Origin of the sequence: Thermoproteus sp. CP80 (assembly GCF_002077075.2) — an archaeon.
Taxonomy (GTDB): domain Archaea; phylum Thermoproteota; class Thermoprotei; order Thermoproteales; family Thermoproteaceae; genus Thermoproteus.
This window is the reverse complement of sequence record NZ_LCWM02000035.1, coordinates 1-14,549: the sequence shown is the minus strand read 5'-3', so window position 1 is coordinate 14,549 and position 14,549 is coordinate 1. Positions and strand designations below refer to the sequence as shown.

General features: G+C 50.2%; 13 protein-coding genes, 1 pseudogene and 1 CRISPR repeat array. Of the genes and pseudogenes, 7 read left to right on the top strand and 7 right to left on the bottom strand.

Going from position 1 to position 14,549, the window contains the following annotated elements; all coding sequences use genetic code 11:
• The 5 genes from B7L68_RS07295 to B7L68_RS07275 form a co-directional block, all read right to left on the bottom strand.
• On the bottom strand, nt 1–1,045 hold a 1,045-nt coding region (locus B7L68_RS07295), incomplete at its 3' end, for an ATP-binding protein (RefSeq protein ID WP_081247021.1).
• Nucleotides 1,046–1,247: 202 nt separating this feature from the next.
• Nucleotides 1,248–1,901 (bottom strand): HAD family hydrolase, encoded by a 654-nt coding sequence (locus B7L68_RS07290; protein ID WP_081247020.1) that lies wholly within the window; start codon nt 1,899–1,901, stop codon nt 1,248–1,250.
• Between the two features lie 37 nt (nt 1,902–1,938).
• Nucleotides 1,939–2,262, bottom strand: a complete 324-nt coding sequence (locus B7L68_RS07285; RefSeq protein ID WP_081247019.1) for a hypothetical protein — start codon at nt 2,260–2,262, stop codon at nt 1,939–1,941.
• 47 nt (nt 2,263–2,309) lie between these two features.
• Entirely contained in the window at nt 2,310–3,137 is an 828-nt protein-coding gene (locus tag B7L68_RS07280) for a radical SAM protein (protein ID WP_081247018.1), read from the bottom strand.
• A complete protein-coding gene (locus tag B7L68_RS07275) occupies nt 3,134–4,354 on the bottom strand; it encodes an Nre family DNA repair protein (RefSeq protein WP_081247017.1) in 1,221 nt (406 codons plus the stop codon). Before B7L68_RS07275 ends, B7L68_RS07280 begins: the two co-directional genes overlap by 4 nt.
• A 159-nt stretch (nt 4,355–4,513) precedes the next feature.
• On the opposite strand from B7L68_RS07275, the gene B7L68_RS07270 reads away from it, so the two are divergent.
• Nucleotides 4,514–5,920, top strand: a complete 1,407-nt coding sequence (locus tag B7L68_RS07270) for a DUF402 domain-containing protein (RefSeq protein ID WP_081247016.1) — start codon at nt 4,514–4,516, stop codon at nt 5,918–5,920.
• Here the strand turns inward: B7L68_RS07270 and B7L68_RS07265 are convergent.
• Complete coding sequence (locus B7L68_RS07265; RefSeq protein WP_081247015.1) at nt 5,868–6,353, bottom strand: GNAT family N-acetyltransferase; 486 nt, start codon at nt 6,351–6,353, stop codon at nt 5,868–5,870. The genes B7L68_RS07270 and B7L68_RS07265 overlap by 53 nt on opposite strands.
• A 151-nt stretch (nt 6,354–6,504) precedes the next feature.
• On the opposite strand from B7L68_RS07265, the gene leuS reads away from it, so the two are divergent.
• From leuS to cas4, 6 genes are all read left to right on the top strand, one after another.
• On the top strand, nt 6,505–9,462 hold the full coding sequence (leuS, locus tag B7L68_RS07260) for a leucine--tRNA ligase (protein WP_081247022.1): 2,958 nt from the start codon (nt 6,505–6,507) through the stop codon (nt 9,460–9,462).
• A 206-nt stretch (nt 9,463–9,668) separates the two neighbouring features.
• Entirely contained in the window at nt 9,669–10,187 is a 519-nt protein-coding gene (locus B7L68_RS07255) for a hypothetical protein (protein WP_081247014.1), read from the top strand.
• 171 nt (nt 10,188–10,358) lie between these two features.
• Nucleotides 10,359–11,162: a type I-A CRISPR-associated protein Cas4/Csa1 gene (gene cas4a / locus B7L68_RS07250; protein WP_081247013.1), complete on the top strand. Its 804-nt coding sequence runs from the start codon at nt 10,359–10,361 to the stop codon at nt 11,160–11,162.
• A complete protein-coding gene (cas1, locus tag B7L68_RS07245) occupies nt 11,092–12,150 on the top strand; it encodes a CRISPR-associated endonuclease Cas1 (RefSeq protein WP_238136376.1) in 1,059 nt (352 codons plus the stop codon). The genes cas4a and cas1 overlap by 71 nt, the downstream gene beginning before the upstream one ends.
• Nucleotides 12,151–12,426 carry a CRISPR-associated endonuclease Cas2 gene (gene cas2, locus B7L68_RS07240; RefSeq protein WP_081247011.1) on the top strand — a complete coding sequence of 92 codons (276 nt, stop codon included), beginning with the start codon at nt 12,151–12,153 and terminating at the stop codon, nt 12,424–12,426.
• Nucleotides 12,427–12,999 carry a CRISPR-associated protein Cas4 gene (cas4, locus tag B7L68_RS07235; protein ID WP_081247010.1) on the top strand — a complete coding sequence of 191 codons (573 nt, stop codon included), beginning with the start codon at nt 12,427–12,429 and terminating at the stop codon, nt 12,997–12,999.
• A gap of 28 nt (nt 13,000–13,027) precedes the next feature.
• Nucleotides 13,028–13,941: direct repeats of the CRISPR family, unit length 25 nt; unit sequence CCTTCTACTCCCTTTAGGGAGTTTC.
• A 221-nt stretch (nt 13,942–14,162) separates the two neighbouring features.
• Here cas4 and B7L68_RS08705 read toward each other — a convergent pair.
• A pseudogene (locus B7L68_RS08705) lies at nt 14,163–14,549 on the bottom strand (hypothetical protein); the annotation flags it as partial.

The following is a 14,549-nucleotide window of genomic DNA, read 5'->3' as shown; positions in this document are numbered from 1 at the left end:
TCTCTAGGAGGCCGTAATCACCCTCCACGGCGTCGGGCTGCCCCATGAACTCGCCTAGGCCGTAATCCCTGGCCGCGGTTCTACCCTTATTAACAAGGCTCTCCAGCACCTTACTAATACTGCCGAACCTCCCCGCCCTCTCATACTCCTCAAGTGTCTTTATTATTCTCCTTTCAATTACATCTTCCTGAAGCCAACGCCTATAATCCCAGTTATAGTCAACAACTAGGACTTCAAGTTCCCTCACGTTACCACCTAGTAGGCTCCACAGTAGGTCAACGTCAACATTCTTGGCCCCGGTTAATTCCGCAACTTCGTTAATGACCTCCCTGAAGGCTTGCCTTGGCAGGTTCCATAGGAGGTAAGGCGTGGTGAGTCCCTTACCACCCAGTCTCATGGCGATTCTCAAGGCTGTTTGGTCACTGATTGGGAAGAGGAAGTAAAGCCGCCTATCAGCCAATTCCTTAAAAATAATCCTCCTCACATCAGCATGCTCAATGGCCTGGGCAAACGCGCCCGCCACGTAATCTAGGTCACGGAAGTTGGGATCACTGGCCTTGCTCTTAAGGTACCTATCATACTCATCAAATACGAATACCATCTCCTCAACACTCCTAAGCCTATCCCTAAACCCCTCCCTACTTAAGACGCCCAGCATCACCTTAAGGACCTCCCCAAGGTTAACTGAGACAAATGGCGATGTAAGCTGAATGGACTGCAGTGCCCCAATTACCGCCCTTTTAATGTCAACTGGGGCATAAACCATGACCTCAGGCATGGACTCCCGCACTATAGGCACATTGTAATCGTAGTACACGAATATCACACCGCCGGTATTCTGCATGGCGCTGGCTAGGGTCTTGAGGAACGTGGACTTCCCAGCCCCAAAGGGTCCGTAGATGAAGCCAACCCTACTAGCCGCCAACACCCTGCTGAGGAATGCCTTCACTTCACTCTCCCTATCCCTAAACCGTATTCCATACTCGCCAAACCCAACAACTGCCTCATGCATCCTACCAATAATTTCATTAACCTCATGGGACACTTGATAAACGCATTAATGAGTTATTTAAAGTTAATGCACTATAGGATTAGTTAAATGCTGGGTAATTAAATGGCTTAGGTAGGCATGTAATAAACAGCTATTGAGGTTGATTCATATTGGTGTTAGGTAGAAAAACCTGAAGATTATGCTACCTAACACCATGCCTTATCCCTAACACTCCGGTATCGTTTCAATGATTCCTTTAGTTTATGCTTGCCTCTAATTCCCTTAATGCTTCCGGTAATTCCTCTAGGTTGTTAATCACCTTATCTGCCCTTAACCCCCTGTTCCACCTGTTTAATACCCCTATGCTTGGTAGGCCTATCTCCCTGCATATGGTTATGTCCCTTGGGTGGTCTGTTACGTAGACTGACCCTTTAAAGTTGCCGTTGTTGTACCTCGTAACCATCCTCCTAAGCAGCTCGTCCTTACCGTACTGGGGGCCTAGGTCGCCTAAGGTCATGTACCCATCCACTAGGTTAAGTATGCCGTACGTCTCAAGTTCCCTCACCAGGAATCTGCCCTCGATTTCCCTGCCTGTTGCTATTGTGACTACCCTGCCCTCGCCCCTAAGTCTCCTTAAAACCTCGACGGCGCTAGGCATGACACTGCCGTACCTGCCCCCCTTCACGTACCTTAGCCAGCATTCCCTCCAGAAGCTGTAGTCAAAGGCCCTATCCCCAATCATGTTAGCCAACCCCTTCCTAATGCCATTGCCATCGTAGTACAGGGTCATGAATTCCTCGAAGTTAAAGCTGTTCACCCCAGTTATGTCCATGAGGACCTCGTAGCATCGCCTAGCCGTGTCCACAAGCGTCATGTCCAGGTCAATTATGACCAGTCTAATCCCGTTCACAGGCCCTAATCATTGAGGCCTTTTAAACGTTAATGGGTTACTCGGATTCCTCGAGCGCTATTAGCTCAACCAGCTTCTCCCCAAGGTACCTCTCCCCCCTTATTATCAAATCGTCGTTGGCCTCGTCGTAGTACTTTTTAATTAGCTTTAGGACGCTGGCCAGGTTAATGTCGTCGTTCTCCTCAACCACCACGGGCCCGTCTAGGGTTGAGTTCTCGTATATTGCTATAATTTTATTAACGTAGTAAGCTATGTCGTACATGGCAACCACCTTACCATCCTCAACCTTCTTGAATATCTGCACCTTAAGCAAAGGTTCACCTATGCCGTGCCTAACCCACTCGTAGTACTTTATCTTCACGTGGCCAATCCCGAGGCACCCCATTTATAAACCATTCCCAATTACCACTAACCCAGGTAGTCAAGTATGGACCTACCCCTAGCCCTCCTATCCCTCCACTCATCCTCCTCGGCCATGCACTCAACCCCATATTCAGAGCATAATTCCTCAATACTCCTCCTAACCTCCCCCCACCACTTCATGCTTGGCGTTGGGTCAACGCCCAACCTACCCCTAATCAACCTGACAGCCACTCCCCTAGGCCTAAACCTATCTATTATCAATTGGCTTTTGGTCTCTGAGGCCAGTTTAACTATTGGCTCATAGTCCAGCCTTGTGTCGTTGATGCCAGGTATTATTGGGCCGAGGAAGATCCAGGTCTTAACCCCAGCCCCAGCCAGCTTCCTGACCGTGGCTGCCCTAACCACTGGGCTTGGGGCGTTTGGCTCAATCAATCTGTAGGTGTCCCTCATGGTGGTTATTGTTAAGCCCACGTCTGCCCTATCACTGCACTGCCTAAGCACGTCAATGTCCCTGATCACCAGGGCTGACTTAGTCTGCACACTAACGTGGAAGCCTGAGGCGCATAGTAGCTTAACGGCTTCCCTCGTTAACCTGTACCTAGACTCCACGGGCTGGTATGGGTCTGTTATCGTGGATACCCCGACGATACCCGGCCTAAGTCTCTTAACCTCCTTACTCAAGACCTCGATTAGGTTAACCTTAACGTAGACAACCTCCCCCCACCTCTCCGCCGGCTCACCCCTTATGAAGTCCACTGCGTAGCAGTATATGCACCCGTGCCAGCAGCCTAGGTAGGGGTTTAGGGCGTAGTCATACTCAGGCAGCCCCGACCTACTGAGGGCACTCTTAACCCTAACCTCCCTGACTATCATAGTAACCTAGCCTCCCTAAGCCTCCCCAGGACCTGTGACCTGGAGGCCCACTGCCTTATGGGTAGCTTAACCTGCCCAGCCACATAGTTTAAAGCCTCCTCAAGGCTCGTGAACCTCTCGTAGCTCCCCTTAAAGAGGGCCCTGACGTTCTCCCTAACGAACCAAACCCCCACAGGTAGGTTGAAGCCTGGGTAAATCTCCCTCCACAGGATCACGGCCGCCTGCCTACGCATCCTCTGAAGGGCCTCAGCGGCGGCTAGCCTTGCGGCGTAGTAACAACCCCCTATCTCAGGGTACGTGTCCCTACCCCTATAGCCCTCCGCATCCACCTCAACGACCGGTTCACCACCCCAGGCGTTCCACGTGCTCCCGGGCCACCAGGCCTCACCCCACTCGTAGAGCCACGTGTGTGGGGCTAGTATGCCAATGAATAGGTTGTCCATAACCCTCCTAACGTAGACCCTGTACTCATCGATCTCAGGGTACCCCTTAACCTCCTCGATTAGCCTACCAGAAACCACCTCATCAACGGCCGTTATCGACCACCTAGTGGGCACTAGTCTCCTGAACCTACCCCTACCAACAGCCCCCACGCTGAGCAGCCTAGAGGCCACGTGGACATCCACCCCAGACCTGTACAGCATCCAGACGGCGTCGTTAGCCCTCATGTCGGTGTCCGAGTACGCCTTCTCAACAACCCTAGCCGGTTGCGGTGTCGTTGAGAGTCTGAGGTTCCTTAATGGGGCTGAGGGGCCCATGGGTGGCTCCTGCTCGCTTAGGGTCACCGGCCCGTTGATCGGCTTGGCCAGGTTCAACTCAGAGTCCACGGGTCCCCCTGAGATGGCTAGGATTTGTATCTCGTGCAACTGCCTCGGCGGATCCCTGGCATCATTAACCCTGAAGCTCGTTGAGCCCCTTACTAGGGTTAGCCTAGCCGTCAGGAAATCCTCAAGCCTCATGTTAACCCATACCCCAGGGTTCTCAAGCCAGCCAGTGTCCCCGTGGGTTGGCGGTGTGGCTGGGTAAACCCTAACCTTAGGGTAGCCTAACCTACCAACCATTACGCTCGGCGGTGATGAACCGTCAACAATGCTCTTACCCTCAACACCCCTAACACCCGCAACAACCCTATTGTTAACTAGGATTGGGCAGTAGGCTAGGCCACATAGGTTATACTCCCCACGGCACCTAATGCAGAGTTCAGGGTTAACCCTCATTTACACTGCCCTTAATGCTGCACAGGCGTTAAAATACCTTTTACTCAATGTTAACTGAATTAAGGCCTCAGGCCCATGGCGCTTCATCCAGTTTCATTAATCACCTTGGGTTTGTTGGCTCAGATTAGTGTTTAAATAGCCCCACCGGGTTTAACACCGATGGCTAAGGTGAGGGTTAGGGGGATTTACGCCACGGCCCTAACCAAGATAATGCTTGAGGATGGTTATGAGATCGTGCAGGCCACTGATACCATACTCAGTAGGTTCAACATACTCCACTCCACGGAGCCGCCAGACGTCACGATTAAGGATGATGAGGATATACCGGGTGGGTTATTCATAATAGGCAGGTGTAGTGACGTGGATAGGGTGGTCTCATCAATAGTGAGTAGAATCGGCGACGTGGCCATGGTTAAACCCCCAGTGCCACTGTACAGCATAATCATGGGCGTCGTTAAGGATGAGGGTAAGATTGAGGTTGCCCCTGGAGTTGAGGCTATGCTTGAGGGTTCAAACTACTTTAGGCCTGGAGATAAGCTACCGGTTACCATGGTTAACGTCACCGGCCAGTTGAGGGCTAGCCCATACATAATGCCGGCCACGGGCTACCTGAGGATCATAGATAGCCCAACGGTTAAGTTGAGCAGGCACATTAAGGACCCTGACGCCAAGATGATGCTTGTTAGGGTTGGGTTAAGCAGGATTAACCAACTGGGTGGGTTGGGGGTTAGGTGGAGGAGCTCAGCCCAATACCTAAGCGAGGACGACGCAGCCAAGGCCCTGGACGAGGCCATAGAACTCCTCAACTCGATTAGGGTTAAGATATCTGAGGCCAGGGATTATGATGTACTCTTCGAGGGTGAGTGCATAACCTCAATAATACCCGATGCAGCCGCCAGGGGAGCGCTTGATGACGTTAGGAACAGTATCGTGCCCACTGTTAAGGGGCACCACGCACTCAAGGTGACCATGAGGAACACTGAGATACTCGACTACACCGAGTACCTACTTGGGGTTTTGGGTATGAGGGATGAGTTGAGTAGGGCCCTGTCCAACTACGCCATAGGCAACCTAACAATGGTTAACGTGCACCACGTGAAGACTAATGGGGAGCACGTTAACCTAGGCCCAGGGGAGAAGGTTAACTACAGTAATGGTGTCTTGGTGATTAGGAGGGATTTGAAGCCCGGCGGTGTCCTGGATGGGTTAAATGTGGCTAAGGAGTACGGTGACGTTGCCTACAGTGTGATTGAGGTGGGGAGTAGGCACCTAACCCACATATACACGTCCAGTGACGGGTCCTTTAAGGGAGCGTACATAAACGTAAACACGCCCATTGAGGTCACTTGGGATGGTGTAATCTACCTCGACCTGGAGGTTGATGTTGTTGTTGACAGGGACTTCAACGTTAAGGTTATTGATGAGGATAAGCTAGCCTCAATACCAAGCAGGAGGCTAATAAGTGAGGCCGAGGCGGAGTTAAACAGCCTTAAGGGTAACGCCGTGGGCATGGTTAAGGGTTACATTGACATGTTGAGTAGGCTTGGTTTAAGTATCCATTATTGAGAACCATGAAGTAGGCGTCCTCCCCATCACTGTAGTAGCCAGGTATCCTGTGGTGTATCCTGAAGCCGAGCTTACTATACAGGTTAATGGCAACCTCATTGGATACCCTAACCTCAAGTACTATCGACTCCACGATGCCCCTGAGCCTACATATTGATGAACACATGAGCATTGTCCCTATCCCCATCCCCCTATACCCAGGTAGCACACCCACGGAGACCACGTGACCCTGCCCAGGCCTATCAATGCACGTTATTATGTAGCCTACGTAGACCCCATCCTTAACAGCCACGTAGGATGACTGGGAGCAGTTCTCGCATAGCCACTCAAGGAAGCCCCTCGTGTAGATCTCACTGGGCCTGAAAATCCTCCTCTCCAGGTCCTCAACAATGTTGATTATGTCCATGCTGCACCTCTTAACCTCAATAGCCATGCGCCCGAAGGCCCCTGTAGGTATTTAAAAAGTGCCGCCAATGGTTATCGGGTTAACTTCCTCTTGGTAAAGCTTAAATAATGCCACACCCGCTCAATGCTGATGCGGTTTCTTCTCAAGTAGGGATGAGTTCGCGAGGGAGTTGGTTAAGGTGGCTGAGAGGTGGCAGAGGGAGTGGTACCTTAACGGTGTCTTTAACGCAAATCCCGATAACTCAAGGCCCAAGTACTTCATAACGGTTCCCTACCCCTACATCGAGGGTCCACCGCACATAGGGCATGGGAGGACGTTCACCATAGGTGACATTGTGGCCAGGTTCAGGAGGATGATGGGGTACAATGTCCTCTTCCCAATAGCATTCCACATAACCGGGACCCCCATACAGGCTGTTGCGGATAGGCTAAGTAAGGGTGATGCCGAGTATGAGAGTAGGCTTAGGAGGGAGGTTGGGCTCTACATCAACGACCCAGTTAAGGTTAGTGAAATAGTAAGCGGCTTCAAGGACCCCTGGAACATAGTTAACTTCTTCAAGGACAGGTACATTGAGGATTTCAAAGCCATGGGCTACTCCATGGACTTCAGGAGGATCTTCATGACCGGTGACCCCCACTACAGCTCCTTCATAATTTGGCAGTACGTTAAATTGGCGTCCAAGGGGTACTTGGTTAGGGGTAGGCACCAGGTCCTGTATGCGCCGGATGAGAACCAGGCTGTGGGTGAGCACGACATTAGGGGTGGGGATGAGTTAAGCATAGACATAATTCAATTCAACCTGTTGAAGTTCAGGTTGGGTGACTCATACCTAGTCGCCGCTACCCTAAGACCGGAAACCATATACGGGGCAACAAACGTCTGGGTTAACCCAAACTCAACCTACGTGGAGGCCCTGGTCAATGGGGAGAGGTGGATTGTCTCAAGGGTGGCTGCCTGGAAGCTCCAGTACCAGGATAAGGAAGTTAAGGTGCTTAGGGAGTTCAGCGGTAGTGAACTGGTGGGTAAGGTTGTTGAGAGTCCCATTGGGGCCAAACTCCCAGTCCTACCAGCCACCTTCGTCGATGAGGACACGGCTACTGGGGTGGTCTACAGCGTCCCAGCCCACGCCCCATACGACTACGCAGCCCTAGTGGACCTTAAGCGTGATGCCGATACGCTTAGGCGCTACGGCATTGAGGAGTTGGTTAAGGGTATTGAGCCCATAAGCATAATTAAGCTTCCAGGCTTCGGCAAATACCCGGCCAAGGACATTGTCGAGAAGCTGGGGGTTAAGGGGCAGGGGGATAGGGAGAAACTCGACGAGGCGACAGGCATCGTGTACAGGGAGGAGTTCTACAATGGCGTTATGGCTGAGAACACGCCGTATAGCGGGGTTAAGGTTAATGAGGCTAGGGTTAAGGTCATAGAGGACCTGAGGGGTAGGGGGCTACTGGACACGATGTATGAGGTTGAGCCCAGGAGGGTATACACAAGGGGTGGTTCAAGGGTTATAGTGGCCGTCATCAAGGATCAATGGTTCCTGAACTTCGGGGACCCAACCTGGAAGTCCCTCATGATTAAGGCGCTGGGTGAAATGAAGATAATACCGGAGTCCTATAGGCAGAACTTCAAGGCAACCCTGGACTGGCTCAGCATGAGGCCCTGCGCCAGGAAGAGGGGGCTCGGCACGAGGATGCCCTGGGACCCTGAGTGGGTCATAGAATCCCTAAGCGACTCAACGATATACATGGCCTTCTACACCATAGCCCACAGGCTGGCCGAAACAGGGCTTGCATCGAGACTTGGTGAGTTGGCTAAGAGGGTTATTGAGACCAAGGCCAGCGACAAGGAGGCCCTAGACGCCATAGTTGGCTTCTACGACTACGTATTCCTAGGCCAAGGGGACCCCGAGGCGGTGGCTAAGGCCCTTGGGGTGGATAGGGGCGTTGTTGAGGGTATTAGGGCTGAGTTCGAGTACTGGTACCCGGTGGACCAGAGGCACAGCGGCATAGACCTGGTCACAAACCACCTAAGCTTCTTCATAGCCCACCACGCAGCCATATTCCCGGAGAGGCATTGGCCGAGGGCAATCTCGCTTAACAACTTCGTCATAATAAACGGGAGGAGGATGAGTAAGTCCCTGGGCAACGCAATATACCTAAAGGAGGCCGTTAACAAGTACTCACCAGACCTAGTCAGGCTCTACGTGGCCTACTCGGCTGATTTAGAGAATGTGATGGATTGGAGGGATGAGGAGGTTGACACTGTGCTGGGTAGGTTGATGGATATTTGGAACACGGCCCAGGTCATAGTTGACATGGGTAAGGCCAGTGTGGAGCCCAGGACACTTTCAATACCCACCAGGTGGCTTTTAAGCATCCTAAACAGGACCATTGCCGAGGGTGCGAGGGCCCTTGAGGAGATGAGGATTAGGGAGTACGCCCTAATGGTCTTCTTCAACCTGTACGACGCCGTTAAGACGTACATGACTATTATGGATGAGTTACCTAGGGATGAGGTCAAGTACACACTTTGGAAGGTCCTGGAGGCTTGGGTTAAGTTGATGCAACCCATAACACCTCACATGGCTGAGGAGATTTGGCACAACATGGGCAACACAACCTACGTCTCAACCGAGGCCTGGCCGAGGGTTGAGCAGCAGTACATTAACGACGATGTGGAGAACGCCTTCAAGGTTGTTGATAGGCTCATAGAGGACATTAGGGAGGTCATGAGGGTCAGTGGGCAAGCCGGGACGGTAAACGTCTACGTTGGCCCACCTGAGCAGGTGTATGAAATGTTCAACGACGTGATAGACATGATGGGGAAGGGGGCGGCTATAAGGGACATCATAAGGACACTCGCCAACAGGTACAGGGGCAGGGGTGAATTGGCGGCTAGGTTAACCAACGACGTGGCCAGCGGCAAGTTGCCTAGGTTCAAGCTTTCAAGGGACATGGAGGTTAACGTGGTGAGGAGCTTCAAGACGTACATAGAGAGGAGGCTAGGCGTCAAGGTGGTTGTGCAGGACGCAACAACGCCAATCAACGACCCAACCAACAAGGCAAGGCAAGCCCTACCCGGCAGGCCGGCGATATACGTTGAGCCCAAGCCAGCTAATGAAGCCCCACTCTAATAGACAAACTATTGCCTGTTACATCACTACAGAAACTCCCTAAATAACAAGGATAAAGCCCCCGCTCTAAAGGCCTTGTTTAGGCTATTTAAGACACCCTCCTTGTTCCTCCTAGATACTTCCTAAAGGGAGGAATTGGGAGTAGTAGAGTATATATTGAGTAAATTACCTAATAGGGGCATTTAAAGCAAGGACGTTAAGTGTGCGTGAAGGAGGAGCAGGGGGTCATGGGTAACTTAACCTATGAAATATTGTTCACGGCCCCGGACAAGGATGGGGCTGTAATCTCAATAAGGGTTCATAGGCTGGTTAAGGAAGCCCTAGCCAACATAGCTAGGCAGGAGGGGTTGGATGGCGTCTCGGAGTTGGTTAGGGGCATAATAGCGTCATTCCTGATAAGCAGGCTCAACCTAGCCAAACCAGAGCCCAAGATCCTCACACCACCCATGTACGTTAACATAAACGTGAACAAGGCGCCGAGGAGCATTAACGACGCCGACCGCGAGTTGGCGAGGGTTAAGATTCAGGATAAGGTTGAGGAGGCCTACGAATTCCTGGAGAAGTACAAGAAGGGGCTGATAAGGGTAGCCGGCAACAACAGCTACGTGAGGAAGATAAGGAGGGACATAGCCGAGGCCATGGCACTGGCGCTCAAGTACAGCCTGGAGGAGGAGTACACGAGGCTAAAGGTCCTGCTAAACGAAATACAGCTAATATTCGACTGAATCGAGCAGAGCAAGCTTCTAACCCTTCACATTATTAACCCTGGGAAATCACCCCACCCTTCGCCGGCCATCGGCATTTATTTGCTTCAATCTTTTGAGTTTCTTCTCCATGCTATTGATTTACTTATCTAGCTCAAGAATAAAAGTAGTCATACCCATGTTACCGTTTGTATGGTTTTACCCAGGTGGGTTTGGGATTATATAAGGATAGTGATGGAGAATGGCTCGTACGCCGAGGTTAGGGGTTGGCTTAGGGATGCGGTTGCACCTAGGCACAGCATCAGGCCCAGCGTCTCTGAGGCCACCTCACCATGTCCTACGAAGCGTGACGCTTACCTTAGGCGTGTTGCTAAGGCATCTATTAGTAGTAGTGACTCCCTAACCTTCGGTAGGCTTGTCCACGAGGTTTTCCTAGCACCCCTTAGGTTAAGCTTTACGTCACTTTCAGAACTCGACTCGCTCTTCAATAAGGTGATTGGTGACTATGGTGAACTTGGAGCCAGGTATAAGGGTGCGTTATACGAGGTTTTCATGAAGTCCGTCGGTTTAGCGCTACAGGCCCGTGAGGAGGGTGTGCCCATTAGTGTTGAGCCATTGATACCCGGCGCGTTGATTGGGTTCTCCGACTTCATAAGGCCTGACTTGATCGTTGGCTTCATACCTGTTGAGGTTGTTAGCTCACCACCAAGTGGCGACGACTCCTCCATGGGTAGGAAGGATCTTGCCGTTGCCGCATACGCATTGGCTGTGGAGGCTTGGGTTGGCCACCCCATTGACATTGGTATTGTACTCCACATAACTGTTAATGGTGGTGCTAAGTTTGTGTGGAGGGTTATTAAAGTTGATGATGCGTTGAGGAGGACTGTGCTTGACCTTAGGGACACTGTTGCCAGGATTATTGAGCATGGTGATGATCCTGGTGTTGCAGGCAATTGCCCAAGGTCATGCCCATTCTACGGTGTCTGCCATGGCTGAGGAACTGTACGTGGTTGAGCCGGGTACAAGGATTAAAACGAGGAAAGGTTCCATAATAATCGTAGGTAGGGATGGTAATGTTAAAGTTGCGCCACCTAGCATTGATACGGTGATAATAGCCTCATCTAAGGTTTCAATATCGTCGAAGGCTATTAGGCTACTGGCATCCAGAGGCGTTAATGTGGTTTTCCTGGACCCCGTCGGCTACCCCATTGCAATGCTCTTCCCACCCGTCATGAATAGGACTGTTTTAACCAGGGTTAGGCAGTATGAACTGTTCCTAAACAGGGAGGTGAGGCTTGAGTTGGCTAGGAGGATCATTACGTGTAAGATTGAGAACCAGGCTAGGTTAATTAGGTACTTTGCCAAGAACCGTGGAGAGGCTTCCCTCAATGAAATCTCATACATGCTTTCATCAATGGCGACGCAGCTAATGAGTATGAAGACCCAGGACTTGACGACAGACATCATAGGGAGTATTGAGGCACAGGCGGCGAATAAGTACTGGGATGCCGTAGCCGCCCTACTGCCACGTGACCTTGAGTTCCATGGCAGGAACCCTGACTCAATGGACCCCGTTAACGTAGCCCTTAACTACGGCTATGGAATACTCTACTCAACAGCTGAGAGACACATACTCATGGCAGGCCTTGACCCATACTTAGGCGTGTTACACACCATGAAGAGCGGTAAGCCTTCACTGGTCTTCGACTTCGTGGAGCCCTTTAGGCCCGTTACTGTTGATAAGCCGTTAATAGTGGGTATTGGCGACTTGAAGTTAAGGCTAATTAATGGTCTCCTTAACTACGATAGTAGGAGGGCTATTGCAAGGCTCATACTGGACAACCTAAGTAAGGAGTATGTTAACCAGAGGACGCGCAGGAGGGTACCCTTGGTGGAGATTATTAAGCAGGAGGCATGGTACCTGGCATCGGTCATAAGGGATGGTTCAGTGAAGGACTACAAGTGCTTTACCTGGGTGTTCTGAATGTTCGTCGTGGTGTCATACGACATAACGGATGATAAAAGGAGGCTTGAGGTGATGAATAGGCTTAAGTCCATGGGCTTCGTGAGGGTACAGAGGAGCATGTACATAGCTAAGGGTGGAGGTGCATTGGCGAAGGATGTTGCCAGGGCGGTGGTTAGGTTAATGGATAGGGAGGATTCCGTGGTCATATTCATAATTGATAATCAAACACTGAACAATGCAATAAGGCTAGGTACGGCACAATTGAACATGCCCAATGAACCATTGGTGATTTGAATGGACTACATATCAGTAACCCTAGTTAAGGAGTACGCATACTGCCCAAGGCAAGCCTACTTCAAGGCATTAAACATGTGGGAACCACCGACTGAATCCATGAAGTACGCCAAGGGTATTAATAACATCGAGAAGTTGAAGGAAATACTGCGGAGTAATGGGTTCAACGGGGAGTTAATCACTGAGGTCCCTGTTAAGTCGAGGAAACTTGGCATAGTTGGCAAGGTTGATGCTGTCTTGGTTAAGGGTAAACACGTCTCTGTCGTAGAGTCCAAGATAACAGCAGTAAGTAGAAGAGGATTATACATAAGGTACAATCACATACTAATCCAAGCAATAGCCTATGCTATGGCAGTTGAAGAAACCATGAACACTACTGTAGACGAAGTAATAATAACAAACCCAGAACAGGGAAAAATCATCACAATTAAGGTAACACCAAACCTAAGAACGCAAGCCACAAGACTTATCACAGAGCTAAAGAAACACCTAGAAGAGCAAACAATACCACCAAAAACAACAAACAAAGCCAAATGCAAAGCATGCTACTACAGTAAAAACTGCCCAGACTAAAAGATCGATCATCTACTCATCCCATGATTTATCCACTCCCTTTAGGGAGTTTCACCTGATGACAGGCCAGGTAACCAGCAATGAGTAAGTTAAGTCCTTCTACTCCCTTTAGGGAGTTTCATTACTCTGGGCCTCTGGGGCTACAACCGTGATGTTTGGGATGCTGAACCTTCTACTCCCTTTAGGGAGTTTCAGTAGCATTGCAACGACAATATCAAGCCAATTCAGCAACCCCTTCTACTCCCTTTAGGGAGTTTCAAACCAACATGCTAAGTGCATGGGAAGCAGGCTATTCATGCCTTCTACTCCCTTTAGGGAGTTTCAGGGTGCCCCTGGGGTTTTTAAGTATTCCGTCATTTCCACTTATGTTTCCTTCTACTCCCTTTAGGGAGTTTCCCGTACAATTACGATGAGGATACTGCAACATCTGAAATACCTTCTACTCCCTTTAGGGAGTTTCCACGTTCTTATAGTGGTTCTATAGGCATCATACTGACTAGTAAACATTTTACCTTCTACTCCCTTTAGGGAGTTTCGGGTACTGCGTAGCCGTGTTGAATAAGGAATGAGGAGTTTATGCGCCTTCTACTCCCTTTAGGGAGTTTCATTGGGGTGTAGGATGTGTTGACGTAGAAGGCCTGGCCACCTTCTACTCCCTTTAGGGAGTTTCTCCTGTATCTGCATTGTTTTCGTGGGTGTTGTGCAGGGGAACCCTTCTACTCCCTTTAGGGAGTTTCGCATAGCCATTACAGGCAGGTTCCTCGCCAACAATGAGGATTACCTTCTACTCCCTTTAGGGAGTTTCGGTTTCAATTGCCGCACTGCCCTGAGCCCCACCGGCCTGGGGTCCTTCTACTCCCTTTAGGGAGTTTCCTTTAATCTCCACGTTCACCACCCCCCATGATGAATCCTTAGGCCCTTCTACTCCCTTTAGGGAGTTTCCGTATCGTTGCTTTATTTACCTCTTTTTAAGTTTTTCTTTATGGTGTTTTTTGTTTTCATTGGAGGGTTTCTCTGGTTATTCATTTATGGTATGTAATCCCTCTAATGACTTAACATTGAGGGAATTGAAAACCTCTAAAGAGCAATTCAATTCCATAATAATATCCGGCCTCCGATGAAATAATCCAAGGAGTTGAGAATAAGATCCTTCTCGTTGTTTACTAACCGCTTAGGTCCAGGTTGTTCTTACTATTTTGTGGCTGCTCCATTGGTTTGCCCACTAGCATTACACTTACAGGCGTTAAGTAGTACCTGTACGCCTTACCTGATGCCTCAAACTTGACTAGGTTCTTCCTCCTTAACTTAACCAGGATCCTTTCCACCGTCGGCATTGATATGCATTCCTTATACCTGCTTTTGCAGAACCTTGAGTTGTATTCCTTATGTATATACTTAGCCTTCTCAACACCCTCACCAACCAGCTTCAGCACACTGTACTCCTCCCTGGTTAACTCCGCCATTGCCGGTATGAAGGGCCACTCAATAAACCTCTCAACACCCTTAAACAAAGCCCTAATGCTCGGGCTCTCCTCCTCAAGCATCGTGAA

What these genes read in the sequence shown, in the direction of transcription:
- B7L68_RS07280 (WP_081247018.1), bottom strand. Translation starts at nt 3,137, where the DNA reads ATGATAGTCAGGGAGGTTAGGGTTAAGAGTGCCCTCAGTAGGTCGGGG.
- B7L68_RS07275 (WP_081247017.1), bottom strand. Translation starts at nt 4,354, where the DNA reads ATGAGGGTTAACCCTGAACTCTGCATTAGGTGCCGTGGGGAGTATAAC.
- B7L68_RS07270 (WP_081247016.1), top strand. Translation starts at nt 4,514, where the DNA reads ATGGCTAAGGTGAGGGTTAGGGGGATTTACGCCACGGCCCTAACCAAG.
- B7L68_RS07265 (WP_081247015.1), bottom strand. Translation starts at nt 6,353, where the DNA reads ATGGCTATTGAGGTTAAGAGGTGCAGCATGGACATAATCAACATTGTT.
- cas4a (WP_081247013.1), top strand. Translation starts at nt 10,359, where the DNA reads ATGGTTTTACCCAGGTGGGTTTGGGATTATATAAGGATAGTGATGGAG.
- cas1 (WP_238136376.1), top strand. Translation starts at nt 11,092, where the DNA reads ATGGTGATGATCCTGGTGTTGCAGGCAATTGCCCAAGGTCATGCCCAT.
- cas2 (WP_081247011.1), top strand. Translation starts at nt 12,151, where the DNA reads ATGTTCGTCGTGGTGTCATACGACATAACGGATGATAAAAGGAGGCTT.
- cas4 (WP_081247010.1), top strand. Translation starts at nt 12,427, where the DNA reads ATGGACTACATATCAGTAACCCTAGTTAAGGAGTACGCATACTGCCCA.